Below are 24344 nucleotides of genomic sequence, written 5' to 3'. Positions count from 1 at the left end.
AGAACTTCCGGGGCCGTTCGCGCGTCCCGGGTGATCAGGTGACCAGCGGATCGTCCAACAGGTGGTCGAAGGCGAGTTCGGCCGCCCCGATCAGGGCGGCGTCGGCGCCGAGCTCCGGGGTGCGCAGCCGGACGTGCTCGCGGCAGGCCGGCAGTCCGACCGCGTTGAGCCGGCTGCGGATCTGGGCCGCGGCGACCAGATAGACGTCACGCAACGTGCCCCCGAAGATCACCACCTCCGGGTTGAAGATGTTGACCAGGTTGCCGACGCCGAACCCGATCCAGTCGCCGACGTGCCGCAACGCGTGCTGGGCCTGACTGTCCCCGCGGACCGCGGCGTCGACCACTTCGAGCACGACATCCCGGCCGGTACGCCCCTCGCGCCCGGACAGGCGCAGCAGCGCGTGCTCGCCGATCTCGGTCTCCCAGCAGCCGCGCGAACCGCAGTCACAGGGCCGTCCGTACGGGTTGACCACCATGTGACCGACCTCGCCGCCGTACCCGCCGTGGCCGGTGACCCGGCGTCCCCCGGCCACGATGCCGGCGCCCACACCGACGTCGCCGTACAGGTAGATGACGTTGTCGCAGCCGACCGCCGCGCCACGGGCGTGCTCGGCCAGCGCGCAGACGTCCGCGTGGTTGCCGATGCTGAGCGTGCCGGGCGCGCCCAGCTCGGAGCGCAGTGCCGCGCCGACCGGCTCCTCGACCCAGCCGATGGTGGGCGCGAGCCGGACCATGCCGTCCTCGCGGCGCACCATGCCGGCCACCGCGAGCCCGCTGCCGACGCAGCGGGAGTCGTCACCGACCTGGTCGTGCATCGCCCGGACGAACCGGGCCAGCGGCTCGACCGCCTCGTCGGCGCTCATCCCGGGCGGCCGGACGGTCTCGTACTGCTCCAGGATCTGCCCGCCCAGCCCGACCCGGGCGGCACGCAGGCGATCCACTTCGATGCTCAGGGCGTACGCGAAAATCTTCTCCGACTCGGGCCGGACGACCAATGACGGTCGCCCGGCCCGGCCGGTCTCCTTGGGCACCGCCTCGCTGACCAGACCCGCGCTGATCAGCTCGGCGGTGAGTGCCCCGATGGTGCTGCGGTTGAGGCCGAGCCGGGAGGTGAGTTCCGCCCGGGACGTGGCGCCGTGTACGTGGACGTAGCGCAGCAGTGTCCCGAGATTGTGCCGGCGGATCTCGTCCTGGCTGGGGCCGGCGCGCATCGTTACCGGTTGCCCGTGGCGGCGGCCCGGCGCCGGGCCAGCGCGTCGACGCCGGCGGCGATGAGCAGGATGACGCCGGTGAACATGTAACGCGTGCCGGACGAGAAGTCCATCAGCAGCATGCCGTTGTCGATAACGGCGATCACCGCGCCACCGATCACCGCGTGGATCACCTTGCCCTTGCCGCCGAACAGACTGGTGCCACCGATGACGGCGGCGCCCACAGCGTAGAGAAGGGTGCTGCTGCCACCGGTGTTCGGGTCGACCGAGCCGGCCCGGCTGACCAGCATGACACCGCCGACCGCGGCCATGAACGAGCCGATCACGAAGACCGAGATGCGGATCCGGTCGACCGGGATACCGGCGCGGCGGGCGGCCTCGGCGTTGCCACCGACGGCGTAGACGTGCCGGCCGTAGGTGGTGCGGCCCAGGACGAACGTCCACAGCACCAGGAAGCCACCGATCACCGGCGCGGCGATCGGGACACCCTTGAGCGTCGCGACGGCCGGGTTGATCGCCCGTTCCTGGGTCAGGATCGCGGTCGAGATCAGCAGCAGCGCGGCGATGCCGGCGATGCGCATCAGGATGATGCCCAGCGGTTCGGTGACCAGGCCACGCCGGGCCCGGCCGCGGTGACGCAGGAACTGGACCAGCGCGAAGCCGGCGACGGCCGCCACGGCGAGGGCCCAGCTCCAGCCGACCGGGAGGCTGTCCTTGTTCAGCGACTTGATGAAGCCGTCCGGGATCGAGATGTTCTTGCCCTCGCCCAGCAGCACCAGCAGCATGCCCTGGAAGGCCAGGAAGGCGGCCAGGGTCACGACGAACGACGGGATGCCGACCTTCGAGACCAGCAGACCGAGCACGAGACCGATCACCACACCGGTCACGAGCGCGGCGACCAGCGAGATGGCCTGGTTGTAGCCGTGCTCGGTGAGCAGGACCGCCATCACCGCGCCGCAGAGGCCGGCGGTGAAGCCGGCCGACAGGTCGATCTCGCCCAGCAGCAGGACGAAGATCAGGCCCATCGCGATCATGATGACGCCGGCCGACTGGTTGAACAGGTTCGCGAAGTTGCCGGCGCTGAAGAAGGTGTCACTGCGGGCGCTGCCGAAGATCGCCACCAGGATGACCAGGCCGAGGACGGCGGGCAGCGCACCGAGGTCGCCGCCTCGGATCCGCCCGAAGTAGTCGCGCACGTGGCTGCCGACGGTGGGCTTGACGACCTTGACGCCACCGGCGGTCTCAAGGGTGGGTGTGGTGGTCACTGGTCCGCTCCAGGCGTGATGTCGACGAAGTCGGTGGGCTTCTCCGGCGGGAGGCCAAGGTTGCCGCTGCGCCCGCCGGTGATCAGCTCGACGACCTGAGAGTGCGTGACGTCGCTGGCCTTCACCTGCGCGGCCATCCGGCCCAGGTAGAGCGCGGCGATCCGGTCGGAGACGGCGAAGACGTCGTTCATGTTGTGCGAGATCAGGACCACGCCGAGGCCGTTGTCGGCGAGCCGGCGGACCAGCTCGAGGACCTGGGCGGTCTGCGCCACACCGAGGGCCGCGGTCGGCTCGTCGAGGATGACGACCCGGCTGTTCCAGAGGACGGCCTTGGCGATCGCCACGGTCTGACGCTGACCACCGGAGAGGCTGGCGACCAGCTGGCGCAGCGACTTGACGGTGCGGACCGAGAGGCTGGCGAGGGTCTCACCGGCCATCTGCTCCATCGTCGGCTCGTCCAGGACGATGCCGCGGACCTTCTCCCGGCCGAGGAACATGTTCTGGACGATGTCCAGGTTGTCGCAGAGAGCGAGGTCCTGGTAGACGACCTCGATGCCGAGATCGGCGGCTTCCCGGGGACTGTGGATGGCAACCTGCTTGCCGTCGAACGTCACCGTGCCCGCGTCGATCGTGTAGATGCCACTGATGCACTTGACCAGCGTCGACTTGCCGGCGCCGTTGTCGCCGACCAGGGCGGTCACCTCGCCGGGGTAGACGCTCAGTTCGACATCGTGCAGGACCTGTACGGGACCGAAGCTCTTGTCGATCCCGCGCAGCTCCAAAAGGGGTGTCGCGGCCACGGATGTTTCTCCTTCGTTCGGTGACCGGCCGTTCGGGACCGCTTGAACCGACTCCGGCGCCGCCCACGCGAGTGCGTGAGCGGCGCCGTCGCCGGTTCAAGCGGTGGTGCTGCGCTGGGTCAGCTGATGCCGGCGGCGGTGCAGGCCGCGGCGAAGGCGGCGGTGCACAGCTCCGCCTTGGTGACGTAGCCGTCGTCGATGACCGCCTTGACGTTCGCCTTGGTGATCGCCTCCGGGGTCAGCAGCACGGACGGGACGTCGGCGCCGGACTTCGGGTCCTTGGTGGTGCCGGTCGCGGTGGTCGGCTTCTGGCCCTTGGCGAGCGCGACAGCCAGCTCGGCGGCCGCGTTGGCCTCCTTCTTGATCGCCTTGTAGACCGTCATGCACTGGTCACCGGCGAGGATGTTCTGCAGGCCCTGCACGGTCGCGTCCTGGCCGGTCACCGGGACCTTGCCGTTCAGCTTGTTCTTCTTCAGCACCTCGATGGCCGCGTTGCCGAGACCGTCGTTGGCGGCGAGCACGCCCGCGATCTTCGGCTGCTTGGTGAGCTGCTGCTCGAAGATGGTGCCGCCCTTGGCGTTGTCCCACTCCGGCACCGAGTCGTCCGGGCCCTTCTGGTACTCGCCCGAGTCGTACTTCGGCTGCAGAACCGAGTCGTAGCCCTGCTTGAACAGCGTGGCGTTGTTGTCGGTCGGGGAGCCGTTGAGCTCGGCGACGAACGGCTTGTCCGCCTTCGCGGCGGTCAGGCAGTCGACCAGGCCCTGGCCCTGCAGCTTGCCGACCTGGACGTTGTCGAACGACACGTAGTAGTTCGCGCCGCCGTCCGGCGTCAGACGGTCGTAGTCGATCGTCGCGATGCCGGCCTTCTTGGCGTTGTCCAGCACGTTCTTGCCGGTACCCGCGTCCAGGTTGACGATCATGAGGACCTTGACGCCCTCCTGGATCATCCCGTCGGCGATGGTCTGGAACGCGGCCTTGTCGTTCTGCGCGTTCTTGATCTCGACCTCGACGCCCGCGGCCTTGAACGCCTCCGTCAGGTACTTCGTGTCCGCCGTCTCCCACCGAGCCGAGCTCTTGGTGTCGGGCAGGATCACGCCGACCTTGCCGGCCTTGGTGCCGGAGCCGCCGTTGGAGCCGGTGTCGGAGCCTTTGTCGTCGCCACAGGCGGCCATGCTTCCGGTGGCCAGCAGGCCGACCGCGGCAAGGGCGAACAGTCCCTTACGCATTCCGTATGTCCTTTCGGGGGGTAAATCCGGGCCTTCGTTCGGATTTGTCAGGGGTTGTGCGTGCCTGGGAGTGTCGCTCCCCTGGGCGCCGATGGATCAGGAACCGGTTTGTTGTGCCCGGCAACGTATTCCGAGAGTGGCCTGGAACACAAGGCACTGCGGAGATCTATCTCGTAACGCTGGATAACAATCCAGCAACACGACTGGCACCCGGCACGCGTGAACTGGCCCGAATCTCGCGCATTCCGTTACGTGAAATGACGCTGAGTGATAACCCGAAGGATCCCGGGGACGACGGCCCGGAACGATGTGTCAGCTTCTGATCACTGCGACGGTCGCGCTGGTCAACCGGATCAGGTCGGCGGGCGCCAAGGAGACCTGCAGACCGCGGCGGCCCGCGGAGACGTACATGAGATCCAGGCCCTCGGCCGACTCGTCGATCACTGTGGGCAGTCGCTTGCGCTGACCCAGCGGAGAGATGCCGCCACGCACGTAGCCACTGCTGCGCTCGGCGGCGGCCCGGTCGGCGAGCGCGGCCTTCTTGCCACCGGCGGCGTGCGCCAGCGCCTTCAGGTCGAGATCGCCGGTGACCGGCACGACCCCGACCACGAGCCGGCCGTCCACCTCGGCGATCAGGGTCTTGAACAACCGCTCCGGCGGCACACCCAGGGCCTGGGCGACCAGGGCGCCGTAGTTCGGGGCGTCCGGCGAGACCTCGTACGGATGAAGGGTGTGCGGCACCTTCTCCGCGGTCAGCAGCACGGTGGCCGGGGTACCGGCCGCTTTCTTCGCCATGCGCCGCACGCTACCCCGGAAGTGATCTACGCCTCGCCCCGATTCGAACCCGTTGCGACGATGCGGCCACGTTGCGCCTTTACGAATGCGCCGTGATCAAGACCGTGGGCGCACCGGCGACCCGGGTCAGGACCAGGCCGGCGGCGTGCGGGCCGCTCAGCTTCAGGTCCTTGCGCAACTGATCCGGTACGAGCGCGGACCCCCGCTTGCGGATCTCCAGCGTCCCCACGCCCCGCTCGCGCAGCAGCGCCCGCAGCCGCTTCAGCGAGAACGGCAGCACGTCGGTGACCGCCAGCCGCCGCGCGAACGGCGTGTCCACCGGCTCGTCCGTATAGACGTAGGCGATCTCCGGGTCGCCCAGCCACCCGCCGATCCCCGCGGCGAACTCCGCGACCAGGTGCGAGCGCACCACCGCCGGGTCGGGGTCGTAGAACCACGCGCCGACCGGCCCGACCGGCGCTTTCTCCACCCCGGAACCGGTCAGCCCGCCCAGCCCGACCACCGACGCCCGCCGCGGCGCGCGAGCCAGCGGGCCGCACCAGAACGCCGCCTCGACCAGGTCGCCGCCGACGCTCACCCACTCGCCCTCCGCACCCGGCGGCAGCAGGTCGTGGTCGATGCCCGGGGCCAGTTTCAGCACGGTCCGGGGCACCCGCTCGGCGAGACCGGCGACGAAGTCCCAGGGCGGCGAGTACGCCTTCGGGTCGAACACGCGCCCACGGCCGGCCTGGCGACGCGCCGGATCGGCGAAGACCGCGTCGAACTTCTCCACCTCGACGGTGGTCGCGTCGGCGCAGGTGACCGTGATCCGCTCGGCCAGCCCCGCGGCCCGCACGTTGGCGGCGGCGAGCGCGGCCGTGGCGGGGTCGGCCTCCACGGCGTACACGAAAAGGCCCTGACGCGCCGCGGCGAGCGCGTCGGAACCCAGGCCGCAGCCCAGATCGGCGAGGGTCTCGGCGCCGGAAGCGGCGAGCCGGGCCGCCCGGCGCTCGGCCACCACCGCCCGCGTCGCCTGCTCCAGGCCGTGCCGGGTGAAGAACATCCGGGTGGCGTCCGCGCCGAACTTCACCGCCGCCCGCCTGCGCAAACTAACCTGGGTGAGTGCGGCTGCGGCCAGCTCCGCGCCGAAGCCCCGGGCCCGGAGCGCCGAGGCCGCGGCGAGTGGCTCGCCGTCGCCGACCTCGGCCGCCACGGCCAGGGCATCCGCCCCTTCCGGGGTTTGCAGCAGGGTGAGAAGTTCAGGGGTCACACCAGGCATTCTCCCCGGCGTGACAGGTTGGCACTCTGGTTGACGGAGTGCTAGTTCCGGCATAATCTTCGGTTAGCACTCTCAACATGAGGGTGCCAGCCGCCCGGGCTCGCTCGTGGCGGTTAGGCACCAGGCGGACCGGCACCCGCGACGACGGCCCCGCCCGGTGGCATGAGGCATTGACTGGCCTGGTTCAAGGCCGGCGAAACCTGTACCCAGGAGGGTATGCCCGTGACTACCGCGACCAAGGTTGCGATCAAGCCGCTCGAGGACCGCATCGTGGTCCAGGCGAACGAGGCTGAGACCACGACCGCCTCCGGCATCGTGATCCCCGACACCGCCAAGGAGAAGCCCCAGGAGGGCACCGTCCTCGCCGTCGGCCCCGGCCGGATCGACGACAAGGGCAACCGCGTCCCGCTCGACGTCAAGGTCGGCGACGTGGTGCTGTACTCGAAGTACGGCGGCACCGAGGTCAAGTACGCCGGTGAGGAGTACCTGGTGCTCTCCGCCCGCGACGTCCTCGCGGTCATCGAGAAGTAAGACCTAAACCGACTGTGCAGACGCCCTGTTCCGGGAAATCGGGGCAGGGCGTCGGCGCGTGAAGGGACCACTACATGGCGAAGATCCTCAGCTTCTCTGACGACGCCCGGCACCTTCTGGAGCACGGCGTCAACACGCTCGCCGACACGGTCAAGGTCACTCTCGGCCCGCGCGGCCGCAACGTCGTCCTGGACAAGAAGTTCGGCGCTCCGACGATCACCAACGACGGCGTCACCATCGCCAAGGAGATCGAGCTCACCGACCCGTACGAGAACCTTGGCGCGCAGCTCGTCAAGGAGGTGGCGACCAAGACCAACGACGTCGCCGGCGACGGGACCACCACGGCGACCGTTCTGGCCCAGGCCCTGGTCCGCGAGGGCCTGCGCAACGTCACCGCGGGCGCCAACCCGATCGGCCTCAAGCGGGGCATGGACAAGGCCTCCGAGGTGGTGTCCAAGGCGCTGCTGGCGAAGGCCGTCGAGGTCGCCGACCACAAGGCGATCGCCAACGTCGCCACCATCTCGGCGCAGGACGCCACCATCGGCGAGCTGATCGCCGAGGCGATGGACCGGGTCGGCCGCGACGGTGTCATCACCGTCGAGGAGGGCTCGGCGATGCTGACCGAGCTCGACGTCACCGAGGGTCTGCAGTTCGACAAGGGCTTCATCTCGCCGAACTTCGTGACCGACGCCGAGTCGCAGGAGGCGGTGCTGGAGGACGCGCACATCCTCCTCACCACGCAGAAGATCTCCAGCATCGAGGAGCTGCTCCCGCTGCTGGAGAAGGTGCTGCAGACCAGCAAGCCGCTGCTCATCATCGCCGAGGACGTGGAGGGCCAGGCGCTCTCCACCCTGGTCGTCAACTCGCTGCGGAAGACCATCAAGGTCGCCGCCGTGAAGGCGCCCGGCTTCGGTGACCGCCGCAAGGCGATCCTGCAGGACCTGGCGATCGCGACCGGTGGCGAGCTGATCGCCCCCGAGCTCGGTTACAAGCTCGACCAGGTCGGCCTCGAGCAGCTGGGTACCGCCCGGCGGATCGTCGTCGACAAGGAGAACACCACCATCGTCGACGGTGGCGGCAACGCCGCCGAGGTCGCCGACCGGGTCTCGCAGATCCGCAAGGAGATCGAGGCGTCGGACTCCGACTGGGACCGGGAGAAGCTCTCGGAGCGGCTGGCGAAGCTCTCCGGCGGCATCGCGGTGATCAAGGTCGGTGCCGCGACCGAGGTCGAGATGAAGGAGCGCAAGCACCGCATCGAGGACGCCATCGCGGCGACCAAGGCGGCGGTCGAGGAAGGCACCGTCCCCGGCGGCGGCGCCGCTCTCGCGCAGGTCGCGAAGGAGCTCGACGGCAACCTGGACCTGACCGGCGAGGAGGCGATCGGCGTCTCGATCGTCCGCAAGGCGCTGGTCGAGCCGCTGCGCTGGATCGCGCAGAACGCCGGTCACGACGGTTACGTCGTGGTGGGCAAGGTCAACGAGCTGGGCTGGGGCCACGGCCTCAACGCCGCGACCGACGAGTACGTGGACCTGGCCGCCTCCGGCATCATCGACCCGGTGAAGGTGACCCGCAACGCGGTCTCCAACGCCGTCTCGATCGCCGGTCTGCTGCTGACCACGGAAAGCCTCATCGTGGAGAAGCCGGCCGAGCCGGAGCCGGCCGCCGGTGGGCACGGCCACAGCCACGGTCACGGGCACGGCCACCAGCACGGTCCGGGCTTCTGATCCGCTGATCCGCTAGAAAGGCGCGTCCTCCCGGGGACGCGCCTTTTTCGTGTCCGGGTCGCCGCCCTGCCAGGAGCGCCAGAGCGCCGCGTACGACCCGTTCGCCGCGACCAGCTCGTCGTGCGACCCGAGCTCGGTGATCCGGCCGTCCTCCACCACCGCGACCCGGTCGGCGTCGTGGGCGGAGAAGAGCCGGTGCGCTATCGCCACCACGGTCCGCCCGTGCACCACCGCCGCCAGCGACCGTTCCAGGTCCCGGGCCGCCCGTGGGTCGAGCAGCGCGGTCGCCTCGTCCAGCACCAGGGTGTGCGGGTCGGCCAGGATCAGCCGGGCCAGGGCGACCTGTTGCGCCTGGGCCGCGGTCAGCGGGTGGCCGCCGTCGCCGACCGGGGTGTCCAGGCCGTGCGGCAGCGCGTCCGACCATTCCAGGGCGTTCACGGCGGCCAGGGCGGTCCGGACGTCCGGTTCCGGCGCCGCGGGGCGGGCCATCGCCACGTTCTCCCGCAGCGTGCCGATGAACACGTGATGTTCCTGGCTGACCAGCGCCACCTCGGCGCGCAGCCGGTCCGGGGCGAGCGCGCCGAGCGGCACCCCGCCGACGGTCACGCTGCCCTCGGTGGGCCGGTGGATGCCGGCCAGCAGCCGTCCCAGGGTCGACTTGCCGGCACCGGACGGGCCGACCACGGCGAGCCGCTCCCCCGGTCGCAGGGTCAGGTCGACGCCGTGCAGCACCTCCCGACCCTCGATGTAGCCGAAGCGCACCCCGCGTACCTCGATCCGGGTGCCGTCCGGCAGCGGTGCGGCCGGACGGGCCGGTCGGGGTGCATCGGCCACCCCGAGCAGCCGGGCCAGCGACGCACCGCCCACCTGCAGCTCGTCCAGCCAGGAGAGCAGCCGGTCGAGCGGGTGGATCAGCTGCTGGACGTAGACCACCGCGGCGGTCAGCTGGCCCAGGGAGACCGCGTGCCGCAGGTAGAGCCAGCCGCCGACGAGCAGGGTCAGCACCATCGGGATCACGTAACTGACCTCGATCACCGGCCACCAGATCGTCCGCAGGAACAGCGTGTACCGCTCGGCCCGCCACGATCGGCCCAGATCCCGGTCGGTACGCGCGATCCGCTGCCCCTGCCGCCCGAGCGCCTCGACCGTGCGGGCGCCCTCGACCGTCTCGGCCAGCCCGTCGGTCACTTCGGAGTAGGCCGCGTTCTGCCGCAGATACCCGGAAGGGGCGCGCCGGACGTACCACCGGGTCCCGGCGACCGTGATCGGCACGCCGATCAGCAGCGGGGCGGCCAGGATCGGGCTGACCACGACCAGCGCGACCACCACCAGACCACCGGTGAGCAGGGCGATCAGCGTCTCCGGCACGGCCAGCCGGACACATCGGGAGAGCACGTCCACGTCCCGGGTGGTACGCGTCAGCAGGTCCCCGGTCCCCGCCGACTCCACCGTGCCCAGCGGCAGCGTGAGCACCCGGGCGATGAACTCCTCCCGCAGTTCGGCCAGCACCTGCTCGCCGAGCCGGGCCGAGGCCAGGTACGCGTACCGGATCAGCACGGCTTGGAGGAGCACGAACCCGGCCAGCGCGGCGGCCAGCCGGTTCAGTTCGGCCACCTGCGCCGACCGTTGAACGGCCTGCACCAGTTCGCCGAGCAGTCGTGGACCGGCCAGCCCGGCCAGCGCGGCCAGCAGGTGCAAGCCGATCGTGGCGCGGAACATGCCGGGGTGGGTACGGAACAACGATCGGGCGTAACGCCAGGCCTGGGAACGGTCGGCGACGGGCAGCGCATGGGTCACGGCTGCTCCTCGCGGAGCACGACGCGGGCGTACCGCGGCTCCGAGTCCAGCAGCTCGTGATGGGTCCCGGCCGCCGTCACCTGCCCCCGCTCCAGGAAGAGCACCCGGTCGGTGTGACCGAGCACGAGCGGGCTGGAGGTGCAGACGACCGTGGTGCGCCCGGCGCGTACGGCCCGGAGCCGCTCGGCGATCCGCGCCTCGGTGTGCGCGTCGACCGCGTTCGTCGGCTCGACCAGGATCAGGATCTCCGGGTCCGCGACCAGCGCCCGGACCAGTCGCAGCCGCTGCTGCTGGCCGCCGGAGAAGGACCGGCCGCGCTCGGCGACCACGCTGTCCAGGCCGTGGGGCAGACCGTCCACGATGTCCTGGGCGGCGGCCGCCTCCAGCGCCTCGGTGAGCCGGCCGCCGCGCTCCGGGTCCAGATCCGCCCGTAACCGCCCGGAGAAGAGCCGGGCGTCGTTCTCCGCGACCAGAATCCGTTGCCGCAGGTCGGCCACGGGCAGGCCGGTCAGGGACACCCCGCCGAGCTCGGCCCCGGTGGTGTAACCGCCGAGCCGCTCGGCGACCCGGGCGGCGTCGGCCGGATCCTCGGCCACGATCGCGGTGAGCCGGCCGGGCACGATCCGCACCCCCGACTCGGGGTCGGTCAGGTCCCCCGATGGTCGCTCCGCTGTGGACATCGTTGGTGGCGGCATGTTCCGGGACAGGCCGAGCAGCTTCACCACGCGGCGGGCCGACACGTGGCCGCGGGTCACCTTGTCGATCGAGTCGGTGAGCTGGCGCAGCGGCGCGACCAGGAACGCGGCGTACGCGTAGAACGACACGAGCTGGCCCACGGTGATCCGCCCGTCCGCCGCGAACCGGGCGCCGAGCCACGTCACCAGCACCAGGAACGTTCCCGGCAGCAGGACCTGGGCGGCTTCCAGCAGGGACTCGACGGTGGCCGTCCGTACCCCCGCCGCGCGCAGCGCCTGGGACTGCGCGCGATAGCGCGCCACCATGACCGACTCACCGCCCACGCCGCGCAACACCCGCAACCCGGTGACCAGGTCAGCGGCCTGGGTGGTCAGCCGCCCCTGCTGCTCCCGGTAAGCCTGCTGACGCCGGTGCAGCGGCTGGATCAGTCCACCCACGACAGCCATCAGCGCCGGCACCCCGATCAGCACTACCAGCCCCAGCGGGACCGACGTGTGCAGCAGCAGCAGCGTCACGATGGTGACCGCCAGCACCGCGCCGGTGCCACGCGACGCGACGTCGACCGCGCCGCCGATGTGCGTGACGTCCGCGGTGCCGATCGCCACCACCTCGCCCGCCTCCAGGCGGCGCGGCAGCGACGAACCCAGCAGGTTCGCCCGGCGGACCGTCACCTGCACGGTCCGGAAACTGGCGCCCAGCCAGTTGTAGATCGAGAACCGGTGCCGGCTGATCCCGGTGAGCGCCTGCACGACACCGACCACGAGCAGCACGAGACCCCAGCCGAGCAACGCACCGCCGCGCTCCTCGGCGGCCGCGTCGATGGCCCGGCCGACCATCGCCGGCACCAGCGACTGGCACGCCATCCAGGCGACCGAGAGAACGATCCCGGTGACGATCGTCATACGGGAGCGCCGGACCAGCCAGCTCAGAAAACGGGTGGCGGACCGGGCGTCGGGCAGGCCGGGATCGGCCACGGGCAATCTGCGCATCAGGCCCCGACGGTACGGCCGGGACGCCCGTGGAGCGACCGCTCAACGATCGACGGGGGTGAAATCCCAGACGTGTGGAGCGCGTGCTACCAGCTTTTCCGGCGGCGCAGGCAGGCTCTCCGGGGTGTTTCGCCATTTGGTGATGACGACGATGCGATGATCCGTGGACGAATAGACGTCACTCGACACATGTTGTGGCAGCACCTCCAGGCCGGGCACCGCCGTGTCGCAGACCCAGCTCAGCAGCTCGTCGAAGCCGCTGCGCGAGGCCCGCACCTCCCACATCCGCGCGATCATGCTCGCTGTCTACCCCGCGACACCGATCGCGGTCAAACCCAACAGATCAACATCCCTTTTCCCGTACGGCGTCAAGCCGCCCGTTCCCACCGAAACGCCCGCCCCACCGGAACAGCCGCCCATACCCGCACCACCACCCACACCGGCACCGCCACCGCCACCCACACCGGCACCGCCGCCCACACCCGAGCGCCCGCACTCACCCGAGCACCCGCACTCACCGGACGCCCGCCCGGGCCCCACGTCGCGCCGCTCGCCGGACTCGGCCGGCGCCCAGCGTCGTGTTCCGGGGCGGAACCCACCCTGAGTGCCGGCCGCCGCGCCGCTCAGGCCGGGACGCTGACCGTCGTCAGGTTCATCGCGGAGTCGGCCGGCAGGTCCAAGCGGCTCGGCGCCACGCCGGCGGCGACCAGGTGCGAGCCGAGCGCCGCCACCATCGCCCCGTTGTCCGTGCACAGCTGCGGCCGCGGCACCCGCACCGTGATCCCGTGCTTGGCCGCCCGTTCCCCGGCCAGCACGCGCAGTCGCGAATTCGCCGCCACGCCCCCACCGATCACCAGCGTGCCCACCCCGTTGCTGAGGCACGCGTCGATCGCCTTGGCCGTGAGCACGTCGACCACCGCCTCCTGGAAGCTCGCCGAGACGTCGGCCACCGGCACCGGCTCGCCGGCCCGTTCGCGCGCCTCCACCCAGCGGGCCACCGCCGTCTTCAGCCCGGAGAACGAGAAGTCGAACCGGTGCGCGGCCTGATCCTTCGGCGCAGTCAGCCCGCGCGGGAACGCGATCGACCCCGGGTCACCCTCGCGCGCCGACCGGTCGATGATCGGCCCGCCCGGGAAGCCCAGCCCGAGCAGCCGCGCCACCTTGTCGAACGCCTCACCGGCCGCGTCGTCGATGGTCGCCCCGAGCGGCGTGACGCCCGCGGTCAGGTCGTCGACCAGCAGCAGCGACGAGTGGCCGCCGGAGACCAGCATGGCGATCGCCGGCTCGGGCAGCGGCCCGTGCTCCAAAGTGTCCACCGCGACGTGCGCGGCCAGGTGGTTCACCCCGTAGATCGGCTTCTCGGCGGCCAGCGCATAACCCTTGGCCGCGGCCACCCCGACCAGCAGCGCGCCGGCCAGCCCGGGCCCGCTGGTCACGGCGATGGCGTCGATGTCGGCCAGTGTGACCTTCGCCTCGTCCAGCGCCCGCTGCATGGTCGGGACCAAGGCCTCCAGGTGGGCACGGCTGGCCACCTCGGGCACCACGCCGCCGAACCGGGCGTGCTGATCCACACTGGACGCCAGCGCGTCGGCGAGCAGGGTGTGCCCGCGGACGATGCCGATGCCGGTCTCGTCGCAGGAGGTCTCGATCCCGAGGACCAGGGGCTCGTCACGCATCGCGCACCATCACCGTCTCGCTCCGCAGGACCAGGGGCTCGTCACGCATCGCGCACCATCACCGTCTCGCTCCGCAGGATCAGGGGCTCGTCACGCATCGCGCACCATCACCGTCTTGCTCCGCAGGATCAGGGGCTCGTCACGCATCGCGCATCATCACCAGGGCGTCAGTGTTGCTGGGTTGGTAGTAACCGCGCCGGATGCCAACCGGCTCGAAGTCATAGGTGGCGTAGAGCTTCTGCGCCGGGTGGTTGTCGACCGCCACTTCCAGCAGCATCCGGCCCACCTGGTTGCGCGCCGCCTCGGCCAGCAGATCCTCCAGCAGTGCCCGGCCGATGCCGAGCCGCTGGGTGTCCCGGCGCACGGCGATGTTCTGCACCCAGGACTCCTCACGATCGACAATGGAGAGCCCGGCATATCCGACCAGGTCGTTGTCCTCCATGGCCACGACGTAATAGTTCCGCTGGGCCAGCTCGTTCCAGAACATCGCGGCCGACCACTTTTCCGGCCCGAACAGGTCCTCTTCCAGCGGCAGCACGTCATCGATGTGCCACCAGCGGAAACGCTCGATCCTCACGTCAGCACCGGCTTGCGGCCCGCGGGCTCGACGGCATCCGGCCGACGCAGGTAGAGCGGGGTGAGGATCTCGCTCGGCGCCTCGGCCCGGATCCGGCCGGCGGCGATCGCGACCAACGCCGCGCCGGGCGGGTAGAGCAGATGCTCCTCGACGGGCAACCCGAAGACGTCGCCGTACTTCAGCGCACCCTCACCAGCCGACTTGTCGGCGTTTACCGCGACATCGGCGGGCTTGGCGACGTCGGGGCCGCTGACGCGTTCCCCGTCGGCATACGTCGCGTAGTACACCTCACGCCGCCGGGCGTCGGTCGCGATCAGCACCCGCCCCGGTCCGGCGGCCCGCCCGAGCGCGTCGAGCGAACACACCCCGTACGTCGGGATGCCCAGCGCCTGACCCATGCTCGCGGCCGTGGCCAGCCCCACCCGCAGGCCGGTGAACGGCCCGGGGCCGAGACCGGCCACGATCGCGGTCAGGTCACGTGGCCGGACCCCGGCCTCGGCGAGCACCGCCGCGATCTCCGGCGCCAGTTTCTCGCCGTGCGCGCGGGGGTCGACGGTGCGACTCTCCGCCACGCCGGACAAACCGTCCGCGGTGACCTCGATGAGCGCCGCCGTCGACGCCGGCGTGGCGGTGTCCAGAGCCAGAACAAGCACGGAAAGAGCCTAGTCGGTCGCCCGCGGGTCCCAGTTGATGACCGGGCGGCCACCGTCCGCGAGAGCCTTGTTCGCCGCACTGAACGGGCGGCTGCCGAGGAACCCGGCCGGGTTCATCGGGCTCGGGTGACCGGCCTCGATCACCGCGTGCGCCGGGTTCGTGACCAGCACCGCCTTCTTCTTCGCGTAGTTGCCCCAGAGCAGGAAGACGACCCGCTCGTCCCGCTCGTTCAGCGCCTTGATCGTCGCGTCGGTGAACGTCTCCCAGCCCTTGTTGGCGTGCGAGGCGGCCTTGCCGGCGCGGACCGTGAGCACCGCGTTGAGCAGCAGCACACCCTGCTGCGCCCAGCCGGTCAGGTTGCCGCTCTTCGGCGGGGCGATGTTCACGTCCTCGGAGAGCTCCTTGAAGACGTTGCGCAGCGACGGCGGCACCCGGACGCCGTCACGCACGCTGAAGCTCAGCCCGTGGGCCTGACCCGCGCCGTGGTACGGGTCCTGGCCCAGGATCAGCACCCGGGTCTGCTCCGGCAGGCACAGCCGGTACGCCGAGAACAGGTCCTCCACCGGCGGGTAGACGGTGTGCTCGGCATACTCCGCGGCGACGAACTCGCCCAGCGCGGCCGTCGCCTTCTCGTCCAGGAAGGGGGCCAGCTCGGTGCGCCACTCGCCGGGAAGCAGCTCGGTCAGGTTCACATTCTCTCCAGTCGTCGGGCCCAGTCGCCGCCGTGCGGGACCAGTTCGATCACTCGGGTGTCGTCGTCCAGCCGGTCGATGCGGACCAGCAGGTATTCGTCGTTCAGTTGCTCGACCAGGCCGGCGCCCCACTCCACCACGGTGACCGCCTCGTCGGCGGAGGCGTCCAGGTCCAGGTCGTCGATCTCGGCGCGCGGATCGGGGCGATCGCCCAGCCGGTACGCATCCGCGTGCACCATCGGCACCGGGCCGCGATGCACGCGGGCGATCACGAACGTGGGCGAGGTGATCGGCCCCTGCACGCCCAGCCCCGCGCCGATGCCCTGGGCCAGCGCGGTCTTGCCGGCGCCGAGCGGGCCGGTGAGCAGCACCAGGTCGCCCGGGCGCAGCACGGCGGCGAGGCGGCGGCCGAACGCCTGCGTCTCCTCGACGGTGGTCAGTTTCACGAGATCTTCTCCAGGAACGGGATCAGGGCCGCGTTCACCTCGTCCGCCTTCTCCAGCATCACCACGTGGCCGCTGTTCTCCACCTTCAGCAGCTCGGCCTCGGGGAGCACCTTGATGATCTCCTCCGAGTGGGTGACCGGGGTCAGGTAGTCCCGCGTGCCGACGACCACCAGGACCGGGACGCCGCGCAGGGCGGAGAGAGCCGGCAGGCGGCTGTGCCGGTAAAGCGTGTTCAGGTACTTGGTGAGTGTCTCCACCGACGTCCCCGAGTTCATGCTCTCCACGAACGTGACCAGGGACGGGCTGGGCTGGGCCTCGCCGAACCCGTACCGCCGGGTGAGCAGCCAGGCCAGGTCGGAGGAGGCGACCCGGGCGCGGTCGATGGTGCCGCCACCCAGTTTCGCCGCCTTGCCCCAGAGCGGGAAGAACGGGGCACTGAACCGGGCCACCACGTTGCTGACGCCGAGCGTGGCCTTGTCGAACAGGCCGGCCGAGGTGGACATCAGCACGACGCCGGTCACGCGATTGCCGAACCACTCCGGGAACTGCTCGGCGAACGCCATGATCGTCATGCCGCCCATCGAGTGACCGACCAGGATGATGTGCCCCTCCGGCACGGTCGCGTCGAGGACCGCGGCCAGCGATCGGCCGAGCGCGGCTATGTCGTACGTCCCGGATTGAAGTCTTGAGGAACGACCGTGGCCCGGCTGGTCGTAGAAGACCAGCCGGTGGTCGCCGCGCTCGGCGAGAGCCTTGCGCTGGAAGTAGAACGTGCCCATGTCCAGCGCGAAGCCGTGCACGAACACGATCGTCGGCTTCACCCCGGGCGCGGCCTTCCCCGGCGGTTCCGCCCGGCCGCGCTTCCGCCGGCCCAGCCAGCCACGAGCTGCCGCATCGCCGTCCGCCGGGGCCTCGACCGCTGTGCGCGGATCGACGATCTCCACGTGCAGCTCGGTCCCGTCCGCGGCGGTGACAGTCACCTGCTCGTCATAGGGCTGATCGCCGAACGGCTCGTCCACATAGGGATCGCCCGGCTTGTTGACCGACCGGCGCACCAGCACCCGCTCGACGGCGAACGCGGTCGCCAGCCCGGCCGCCGCGACACCGACGACGGCACCGGCTATCCCCGCGGTCTTCGCCGCCCGCGACGGGCTCACGCGCCCTCCCCGACATAGACCCGGGGCACGCGACTGCTGCCGAAGCGCGTGACGATCTCGTAGTTGATCGTGCCGGTCGCCTCGGCCCAGTCGTCGGCACTCGGCCCGCCGTCGCCGAAGAGCGTCACCACGTCCCCCACCGCGACCGGCGCGTCACCGACGTCGACCACGAACTGGTCCATGCAGACCCGCCCGGCGATCCTGGCGGTGACCTCGCCGATCCGCACCGGCCCGGCACTGGACGCGTGCCGCGGCACCCCGTCGCCGTACCCCAGCGGCACCACGGCCAGGGTCGTCTCGCGCTGCGTGTGATAGGTCAACCCGTAGGAGACGCCCTGCCCCTCGGGGACCCGCTTGGTCAGCGTCACCCGGGCGTGCGCGGTCATCGCCGGCCGCAGCCCGTAGGTCTCGCCGGCGATCGGCGACAACCCGTAGGCCGCGATGCCGACCCGGACCAGGTCGAAATGCGCATCCGGCCGGGTCAGTGTCGCCGCCGAGTTCGCGATGTGCCGATAGCGCGGGGTCAGCCCGACATGCCCGGCCAGCTCCAGCCCGGCGGCGAACGCGGCCAGCTGACGGTCGATCGACTCGTGTCCCGGCTCGTCGGCGCACGCGAAGTGGCTCCACACGCCGACCACCTCGACGTCGCCGCCGGCCTCGGCCTTGGCCGCCGCCTCGAACAGCGCCGGCCACTCGGCCGGCACCGCGCCGCCGCGGGACAGGCCGGTGTCCAGCTTGAGGTGCACCCGAGCCGGCCGCCCGGCCCGGCGAGCGGCGGTGACCAGCTCGGCGATCAGCTCGGGGGTGGCGGCGCTCAGGTCGATGCCGGCCTCGACGCCCTCGTGCAGGGGCAGCCCGGGCGCGATCAGCCAGGCCAGCACGCGGGCCTCGATGCCGGCCCGGCGCAGCTCCAGCGCCTCGTCGAGGGTGGCCACGCCGAGCCAGGTCGCGCCGCCGGCCACCGCCGCCCGGCCGGCCGGCACCAGGCCGTGCCCATAGCCATCCGCCTTGACGGCGACCAGCACCTCGGCGGAGGTGCGGGCGCGCAACGTCGCGACGTTCTCCCGGATGGCGTCCAGATCGACGCGGACTTCGGCCTGCCACATGCCATCCACCCTACTGAGGGGTACGACAGTTTCGGTCGGACCGGGTGTCTACCCCAGCAGACCGGCCAGGACCGGGCGCAGCGCGGCCGCGATGTCCGGCGAGGTGACCGGCCCGTTCAGCGCCGCGTGCCGTCCGGCCAGCCCGTGCACGTAGGCCGCCGCGACCGCCGCCCGCACGGCCGGCAACCCGGCTGCCAGCAGCGAGCCGAGCAGCCCGGCCAGCACGTCCCCACTGCCCGCGGTGGCCAGCGCCGCGCTGCCGGTCGGGTTCGCCCAGATCTCCCCGGCCGGGGTCGCCACGATCGTCCGGTCGCCCTTGAGCAGCACCACCGCGTTGGTCCAGGCGGCCAGCCGGGCCGCGGACGCCATCCGGTCGGCGCCCGGCACCTCCCCGGCCAGCCGCTTGAACTCGCCGTCGTGCGGGGTCAGCACGAGCGGCGCGTCGCGGCGCAGGTCCTCGGCGTGCTGCCCGCCGACCAGCAGGGTGATCGCGTCCGCGTCGAGCAGGACCGGCAGCGAGGTGGCCAGCACGCTGCGCAGCTCGGTGCGGGCGTCGGCGCCGGTCCCGAGCCCGGAGCCGCAGACCCAGGCCTGCACCCGCCCGGCGTCGGCGACCCGCCGCGCGGCGACCACCGACGGGTGCGCGCGGACGACCTCCTTCTGCGCGCTGCCGGCATAGCGGACCATCCCGGTCGGGCCGGCCAGCGCGCCGGCGGTGGAGAGCAGCGCGGCGCCCGGATACTGCGCCGAGCCGGTCGCCAGGCCGACCACGCCCCGCGTGTACTTGTCGGAGGTCACCTCCGGTCGCGGCCACCACGCGGCGATGTCCACGGCATCGGCCACGCGCACCGCCGGGTCGGTGACCAGAACCGGTCCCAGCCCGATGTCGACCAGCTCGATCTGCCCGCAGCGGGGCGCGGCCGGGCCGACCAGGTGCGCCGGTTTGAGGCATCCGAAGGTCACGGTGACGTCCGCGGTCACCGCGTCGCCGGGCACGTCCCCGGTGTCGACCCGCACCCCGCTCGGCACGTCCACCGCGACGATCAAAGGCCTTTCCCCGGTACGCCCACGCAGGTCACCGAGACGCTCGACGATCACCGCCGCGGGCCGTCGCAGCCCGCCGGCCGCCCCGATCCCGACGATTCCGTCCACCACCAGGTCGGCGCGGGCGGGCAGGTCCACGGTGGTGAACCCGCCGGCCTGCCGCAGCGCCGCGAGCCCGGCCAGGTGCACCCGGTCGGGGCTGAGCAGCAGCGCGCGCACCTGGGCGCCCCGGGCGGCCAGCGCGGCCCCGGCGAAGAGCGCGTCGCCGCCGTTGTCACCGCTGCCGACGAGCAGCAGCACGCGCGCGCCGTAGACCCCGCCGGTCGGCTCGAGCAGCAGCGCACAGCGGCGGGCCAGGCCGGCCGCGGCGCGCCGCATCAACGTCCCCTCGGGCAGCGTCGCCATCAGCGTCTTCTCCGCCGCGCGGACGTCCGCGACCCGCCAAGCCTGCCGCATGCCGACCTCCTAAGCTTCCGCGACGACCATCGCGGAGGCGATGCCGCCGTCGTGGGACAGCGACAGGTGCCATCGATTGATGCCGCGCTCGGAAGCGGCGGCGGCGACCGTACCCGAAACGGTCAACCAGGGCCGCCCGTCCGGGTCGGTGACGATCTCGCAGTCGTGCCAGCGCAGCCCGGCCGGTGCACCGAGGGCCTTGGCCACCGCCTCCTTCGCGGCGAACCGGGCGGCCAGCGACTCCGGCGAGCGCGGATTCCCCGAGCCGGTCAGCCGTTCCTCCTCGGTGAACAGCCGGTCGGTGAGCAGCGGTGTCCGCTCCAGCGCTTGGGCGAAGCGGTCCACCAGGACGACGTCGATGCCGACAGACACGATCACAACGGACACCCTAATGGCCGTCGCATGCCTGTGGACGACGCCGCGAGGGTTGTCCACAGGCCGTCCTCCGGGCCTTGAGAAAACGCCTAGCCTCGCCGCCATGAATCCCGATCTCGACGTCGACAGCCAGCACTTGCAGGACGCCGCCTCCGCGGTCGGCGGGACGGCGTCCCGTGTCCGGGAAGCGGCCGGCACCTCGCCACCACCGGTGGCCGGTCCGCGCTGGGCGGCCGTCGACGCCACCGCCTCCGTCACCGACGCCGCCGTGCGGGTCCTGCGCGACCTCAGCACCGCCCTCACCGACACCGCCGTCCAGATCAAGACCACGATTTCCGCGTACGCCGATGCCGACGCCCGCGCCGCGACCCGTCTACGGGCGGCGCAATGAGCGAGGTGACCTACAACCGGCTGCGCACCACCGATCCGGCCCGCTGGACCACCGCCGCTCTCGCCTGGCGCCGCTGGGCGGCACTGGCCGGTGCGCTCTGCGGCGAGTTCGCTCCCCTGGTCGAGCGCCTGCGGGCCGCCTGGTCCGGCGCGGCCGCCGAGGCCGCCGTCACCCGGTTGGCCGCGGTCCGCCGCCGACTGGTCCTGTTCCGGCTGCTCTGCTGGCGCGTCGATCAGGTGTTGTCCGAGTTCGCCGCCGCCCTGTCCCGGGCCCGCGCGCTGCTGGACCGTGCCCGGGCCGTGTCGGCCCCCGCCGAGCCCGCCCTGGATCAGCCCGACCTGGCCGGTGCGCTCCGGGTGGCCGCCGACGCCGACGCGAGTGCCACCGCCCGCCTGGCCGAGCTCTCCGCACTCCCGGTCGCGCCGGCCGAACCACGCCGGCCGGACTGCACGGCCACTCCGGCGCAGATCCGGCAGTGGTGGGACGGGCTGACCCCGGCCGAGCGGATGTGGCTGCTCGGCGACGAACCGGCCTCGGTCGCCGGGCTGGACGGGGTTCCGGCCGCCGACCGCGATCTGGCGAACCGGCTGCTGCTCGCCGAGCGGCGCGACTACCTGCTGCGCACGGGCGTCGACGTGGACAAGCTGCGCGGGCTGGACCGGCTGGCCGGGCGGTTGGAGAGCGAGGGCGGGCCCCGGGCGTACCTGATGGGCCTGGACGTCGGGAATGACGGCCGGGCGGTGGTCGCCTTCGGTGACCCGGACCGTGCCGCGAACGTGCTGACCCATGTCCCGGGGATGACCGCCGACCTGGCCGATCTCGATCACGAGCTGGTCCGGGCCGAGCGGGTGGCGGCCCGGGCGACCGAGCTGGGTCCGGCCGCCGCGACCAGCGCGGTGGCGTGGCTGGGCTACGACGCGCCGGACTTCCTGAACGAGGCCTGGTCGGCGCGGCAGGCCGAGGAGGGTGCCGCCGGGCTGCGACGGTTCCAGGAGGGGTTGCGGGCCGGGCACGAGGGGCCGGCGGCGACGCAGACCGTGCTCGGGCACAGCTACGGGTCACTGGTGGTGGGCAAGGCGGCGACCGGGGCGCTGGACGCCGACCGGGTGGTCTTCGTCGGCTCGCCCGGGGTCGGGGTCGACTCGGCGAGGGAGCTGACGGTCCCGGCCGACAAGGTGTTCGCCTCGACGTCGATCAGCGACCCGATCCAGTACGCGGCGGTCTCCCCCGGCACGGTCGCCCGCCACCTGCTGCCGGGGTCGCCACCGACCGGGCCGGCCGACGAGCTGTGGTTCGGGCACAACCCGAGCGACGCGGAGTTCGGCGCGCGCGTCTTCGACAGCCAGTGGAACGCCGGCCACCTCGGTTACTGGGATCCGGGCCGGCCGGCCCTCGACGCCCTCGCCCGGATCACGCTGGGCGGGACGCCGTGAGGGCCGGCGTCAGCGGATCACTCGACGGTGACCGACTTCGCCAGGTTGCGGGGCTGGTCCACGTCGTTGCCGCGGGCGGCGGCGATCTCGCAGGCCAGGATCTGCAGCGGCACGGTGGTCATCAGCGGCGCGAGCAGGGTCGGCGTCGGCGGCACGGTGATCAGGTGGTCGGCGTAGGCGGCGACGTCGTCGTCACCCTCCTCGGCGATCACGATGGTCCGGGCGCCCCGGGCACGGACCTCCTGGATGTTGGAGACGACCTTGTCGCGCATCACGCCACGACCGGCCGGCGACGGCACCACGCAGACCACGGCCGTGCCCTGGTCGATCAGCGAGATCGGGCCGTGCTTGAGCTCACCGGCGGCGAAGCCCTCGGCGTGCATGTAGGCGAGCTCCTTGAGCTTGAGCGCGCCTTCCAGAGCCACCGGGAAGCCGACGTGCCGGCCGATGAACAGGACCGTCGACGCGGTCGACAGGTCGCGGCCCAGGGCGCGCACGTCCTCCATCCGGGCCAGCAGGGTGCGCAGGCTGTCCGGGGTGGCGCGCAGCTTCTCGACCACGGCGGCGACCTCGTCGGCGTACATCACGCCGCGGATCTGGGCCAGGTGCAGGCCGATCAGGTAGCAGGCGACCAGCTGGGTCAGGAACGCCTTGGTCGACGCGACCGCGATCTCCGGCCCGCCGTGGGTGTAGAGGACGGCGTCCGACTCGCGCGGGATGGTGGAGCCGTTGGAGTTGCAGATGGCCAGAACGCGGGCCTTCTGCTCCTTGGCGTGCCGCAGCGCCATCAGGGTGTCCATGGTCTCGCCGGACTGGCTGATCACGATCACCAGCGTGGAGCGGTCCAGGATGGGGTCGCGGTAGCGGAACTCGCTGGCCAGCTCCACCTCGCACGGGATGCGCACCCAGTGCTCGATCGCGTACTTCGCGACCATGCCGGCGTGGAACGACGTCCCGCAGGCCACGATGAAGACCTTGTCCACGTCCCGCAGGTCCTGGTCGGTCAACCGGACCTCGTCCAGGATGATCTCGCCGCGCTCGCTGAGGCGCCCGAGCAGCGTGTCCGCGATGGCCTGCGGCTGCTCGGCGATCTCCTTGAGCATGAAGTACTCGTAGCCGCCCTTCTCGGCGGCGGACAGGTCCCAGTTGACGTGGAACTCCTGGCCCGCGGCGGGGTTGCCGTCGAAGTCGGTGATCTCGATGCCGGCCGGCGTGATCAGAACGACCTGGTCCTGCCCCAGCTCGACCGCCTCGCGGGTGTGCTCGATGAACGCCGAGACGTCACTGGCCAGGAAGTATTCCCCCTCGCCGCGGCCGACGACCAGCGGCGAGTTGCGCCGGGCCGCGACCACCGCGTCGGGCACCTCGACGTCGACCGCGAGCAGCGTGAACGCGCCCTCCAGCCGCCGCACGACGCGACGCATGCCCTCGGCCAGCAGCGCCGGACCGTCCTCCGCGCCGGCCGCACGCAGCGCGCGCATCTCGGCGGCGAGCAGGTGCGCCGCGCACTCGGTGTCGGTGTCGCTGCGGAACTCGACGCCGTCGGCCTCGAGCTCGGCGCGCAGCCGGGAGAAGTTCTCGATGATGCCGTTGTGGATGACGGCGACCCGGCCGTCGGCGGAGAGGTGCGGGTGCGCGTTCCGGTCGGTCGGCCCGCCGTGGGTCGCCCACCGGGTGTGCCCGATGCCGGTCTGCCCGGCGGCGATGCCGTCCGCGGCCCGCTCGGCGAGCGCCTTCTCCAGGTTGGCGAGCTTGCCGGCCCGCTTCTCGGTGCGCACCACGCCACCGTCGATGACGGCGACCCCGGCGGAGTCATATCCCCGGTACTCCAGCCGGCGGAGCCCATCGAGAACGATGCTCAATGCCGGGCGATTGCCTACGTAACCCACGATCCCACACATGCCGGGCAGCGTAGCCGACTTTCGCGCAAACGTCATGCGCAAGAAGCACTCTTACGAGCATGATACGTGATCGGAAACATAGATCGGGTAGTGGGCGCTCGCTCCGGTCGCGTACCGTCGTCATCGGCCTCATCACGGGCTG

The 24344-nt window shown here is 71.7% G+C and carries 23 protein-coding genes; 4 read left to right on the top strand and 19 right to left on the bottom strand.

Features of this window, described 5'->3' with window-relative positions:
* Positions 1-34 precede the first annotated feature (34 nt).
* The 6 genes from ACH442_RS28745 to ACH442_RS28720 form a co-directional block, all read right to left on the bottom strand.
* Positions 35-1213, bottom strand: coding sequence for an ROK family protein (locus ACH442_RS28745; RefSeq protein WP_396341213.1), 1179 nt, complete (start codon positions 1211-1213; stop codon positions 35-37).
* 2 nt (positions 1214-1215) lie between these two features.
* Complete coding sequence (locus tag ACH442_RS28740; RefSeq protein WP_396341212.1) at positions 1216-2478, bottom strand: sugar ABC transporter permease; 1263 nt, start codon at positions 2476-2478, stop codon at positions 1216-1218.
* The gene (locus tag ACH442_RS28735; RefSeq protein ID WP_203739619.1) at positions 2475-3278 is read right to left on the bottom strand and encodes an ATP-binding cassette domain-containing protein; all 804 of its coding nucleotides are present in this window, start codon (positions 3276-3278) and stop codon (positions 2475-2477) included. The genes ACH442_RS28740 and ACH442_RS28735 overlap by 4 nt, the downstream gene beginning before the upstream one ends.
* A 119-nt stretch (positions 3279-3397) precedes the next feature.
* Positions 3398-4504 (bottom strand): sugar ABC transporter substrate-binding protein, encoded by a 1107-nt coding sequence (locus tag ACH442_RS28730; RefSeq protein WP_396341211.1) that lies wholly within the window; start codon positions 4502-4504, stop codon positions 3398-3400.
* Positions 4505-4816: 312 nt separating this feature from the next.
* Positions 4817-5299, bottom strand: a complete 483-nt coding sequence (ybaK, locus tag ACH442_RS28725) for a Cys-tRNA(Pro) deacylase (protein WP_396341210.1) — start codon at positions 5297-5299, stop codon at positions 4817-4819.
* A gap of 79 nt (positions 5300-5378) precedes the next feature.
* Positions 5379-6557, bottom strand: coding sequence for a methyltransferase domain-containing protein (locus ACH442_RS28720; protein ID WP_396341209.1), 1179 nt, complete (start codon positions 6555-6557; stop codon positions 5379-5381).
* A gap of 216 nt (positions 6558-6773) precedes the next feature.
* On the opposite strand from ACH442_RS28720, the gene groES reads away from it, so the two are divergent.
* Positions 6774-7088: a co-chaperone GroES gene (gene groES / locus ACH442_RS28715; RefSeq protein WP_014440794.1), complete on the top strand. Its 315-nt coding sequence runs from the start codon at positions 6774-6776 to the stop codon at positions 7086-7088.
* A gap of 74 nt (positions 7089-7162) precedes the next feature.
* Positions 7163-8812, top strand: coding sequence for a chaperonin GroEL (gene groL, locus ACH442_RS28710; protein WP_396341208.1), 1650 nt, complete (start codon positions 7163-7165; stop codon positions 8810-8812).
* A gap of 12 nt (positions 8813-8824) precedes the next feature.
* Here groL and ACH442_RS28705 read toward each other — a convergent pair whose 3' ends face one another.
* From ACH442_RS28705 to ACH442_RS28650, 12 genes are all read right to left on the bottom strand, one after another.
* The gene (locus ACH442_RS28705) at positions 8825-10609 is read right to left on the bottom strand and encodes an ABC transporter ATP-binding protein (RefSeq protein ID WP_396341207.1); all 1785 of its coding nucleotides are present in this window, start codon (positions 10607-10609) and stop codon (positions 8825-8827) included.
* Positions 10606-12294: an ABC transporter transmembrane domain-containing protein gene (locus ACH442_RS28700; protein ID WP_396341206.1), complete on the bottom strand. Its 1689-nt coding sequence runs from the start codon at positions 12292-12294 to the stop codon at positions 10606-10608. Before ACH442_RS28700 ends, ACH442_RS28705 begins: the two co-directional genes overlap by 4 nt.
* Positions 12295-12336: 42 nt before the next feature.
* The gene (locus tag ACH442_RS28695) at positions 12337-12591 is read right to left on the bottom strand and encodes a hypothetical protein (protein ID WP_396341205.1); all 255 of its coding nucleotides are present in this window, start codon (positions 12589-12591) and stop codon (positions 12337-12339) included.
* A 326-nt stretch (positions 12592-12917) separates the two neighbouring features.
* Complete coding sequence (tsaD, locus tag ACH442_RS28690; protein ID WP_396341204.1) at positions 12918-13970, bottom strand: tRNA (adenosine(37)-N6)-threonylcarbamoyltransferase complex transferase subunit TsaD; 1053 nt, start codon at positions 13968-13970, stop codon at positions 12918-12920.
* 139 nt (positions 13971-14109) lie between these two features.
* On the bottom strand, positions 14110-14547 hold the full coding sequence (gene rimI, locus ACH442_RS28685; protein WP_396341202.1) for a ribosomal protein S18-alanine N-acetyltransferase: 438 nt from the start codon (positions 14545-14547) through the stop codon (positions 14110-14112).
* Entirely contained in the window at positions 14544-15200 is a 657-nt protein-coding gene (gene tsaB / locus ACH442_RS28680; RefSeq protein ID WP_396341200.1) for a tRNA (adenosine(37)-N6)-threonylcarbamoyltransferase complex dimerization subunit type 1 TsaB, read from the bottom strand. The genes rimI and tsaB overlap by 4 nt, the downstream gene beginning before the upstream one ends.
* A 9-nt stretch (positions 15201-15209) precedes the next feature.
* Positions 15210-15893, bottom strand: coding sequence for a uracil-DNA glycosylase (ung, locus tag ACH442_RS28675; protein WP_396341199.1), 684 nt, complete (start codon positions 15891-15893; stop codon positions 15210-15212).
* Positions 15890-16339, bottom strand: a complete 450-nt coding sequence (gene tsaE / locus ACH442_RS28670; RefSeq protein WP_396341198.1) for a tRNA (adenosine(37)-N6)-threonylcarbamoyltransferase complex ATPase subunit type 1 TsaE — start codon at positions 16337-16339, stop codon at positions 15890-15892. Before tsaE ends, ung begins: the two co-directional genes overlap by 4 nt.
* Positions 16336-17496 (bottom strand): alpha/beta fold hydrolase, encoded by a 1161-nt coding sequence (locus tag ACH442_RS28665; protein WP_396341197.1) that lies wholly within the window; start codon positions 17494-17496, stop codon positions 16336-16338. The genes tsaE and ACH442_RS28665 overlap by 4 nt, the downstream gene beginning before the upstream one ends.
* Positions 17493-18602 carry an alanine racemase gene (gene alr, locus ACH442_RS28660; RefSeq protein ID WP_396341196.1) on the bottom strand — a complete coding sequence of 370 codons (1110 nt, stop codon included), beginning with the start codon at positions 18600-18602 and terminating at the stop codon, positions 17493-17495. Before alr ends, ACH442_RS28665 begins: the two co-directional genes overlap by 4 nt.
* A gap of 48 nt (positions 18603-18650) precedes the next feature.
* Positions 18651-20102, bottom strand: a complete 1452-nt coding sequence (locus tag ACH442_RS28655) for an NAD(P)H-hydrate dehydratase (protein WP_396341195.1) — start codon at positions 20100-20102, stop codon at positions 18651-18653.
* Between the two features lie 9 nt (positions 20103-20111).
* Positions 20112-20480: a holo-ACP synthase gene (locus tag ACH442_RS28650; protein WP_203739583.1), complete on the bottom strand. Its 369-nt coding sequence runs from the start codon at positions 20478-20480 to the stop codon at positions 20112-20114.
* Positions 20481-20580: 100 nt separating this feature from the next.
* Between ACH442_RS28650 and ACH442_RS28645 the strand changes: the two genes are divergently transcribed.
* The gene (locus tag ACH442_RS28645) at positions 20581-20868 is read left to right on the top strand and encodes a type VII secretion target (RefSeq protein WP_396341194.1); all 288 of its coding nucleotides are present in this window, start codon (positions 20581-20583) and stop codon (positions 20866-20868) included.
* Positions 20865-22301, top strand: a complete 1437-nt coding sequence (locus ACH442_RS28640; RefSeq protein ID WP_396341193.1) for an alpha/beta hydrolase — start codon at positions 20865-20867, stop codon at positions 22299-22301. Before ACH442_RS28645 ends, ACH442_RS28640 begins: the two co-directional genes overlap by 4 nt.
* Before the next feature lie 17 nt (positions 22302-22318).
* On the opposite strand, the gene glmS is transcribed toward ACH442_RS28640, so the two are convergent.
* Complete coding sequence (gene glmS / locus ACH442_RS28635; RefSeq protein ID WP_396341192.1) at positions 22319-24202, bottom strand: glutamine--fructose-6-phosphate transaminase (isomerizing); 1884 nt, start codon at positions 24200-24202, stop codon at positions 22319-22321.
* Between the last annotated feature and the right edge of the window lie 142 nt (positions 24203-24344).

Origin of the sequence: Actinoplanes sp. NPDC020271, assembly GCF_044388125.1 — a bacterium.
Classification (GTDB): domain Bacteria; phylum Actinomycetota; class Actinomycetes; order Mycobacteriales; family Micromonosporaceae; genus Actinoplanes.
Note: the sequence above shows the minus strand (reverse complement) of the source record. Positions and strands in the feature narration are given on the sequence as shown.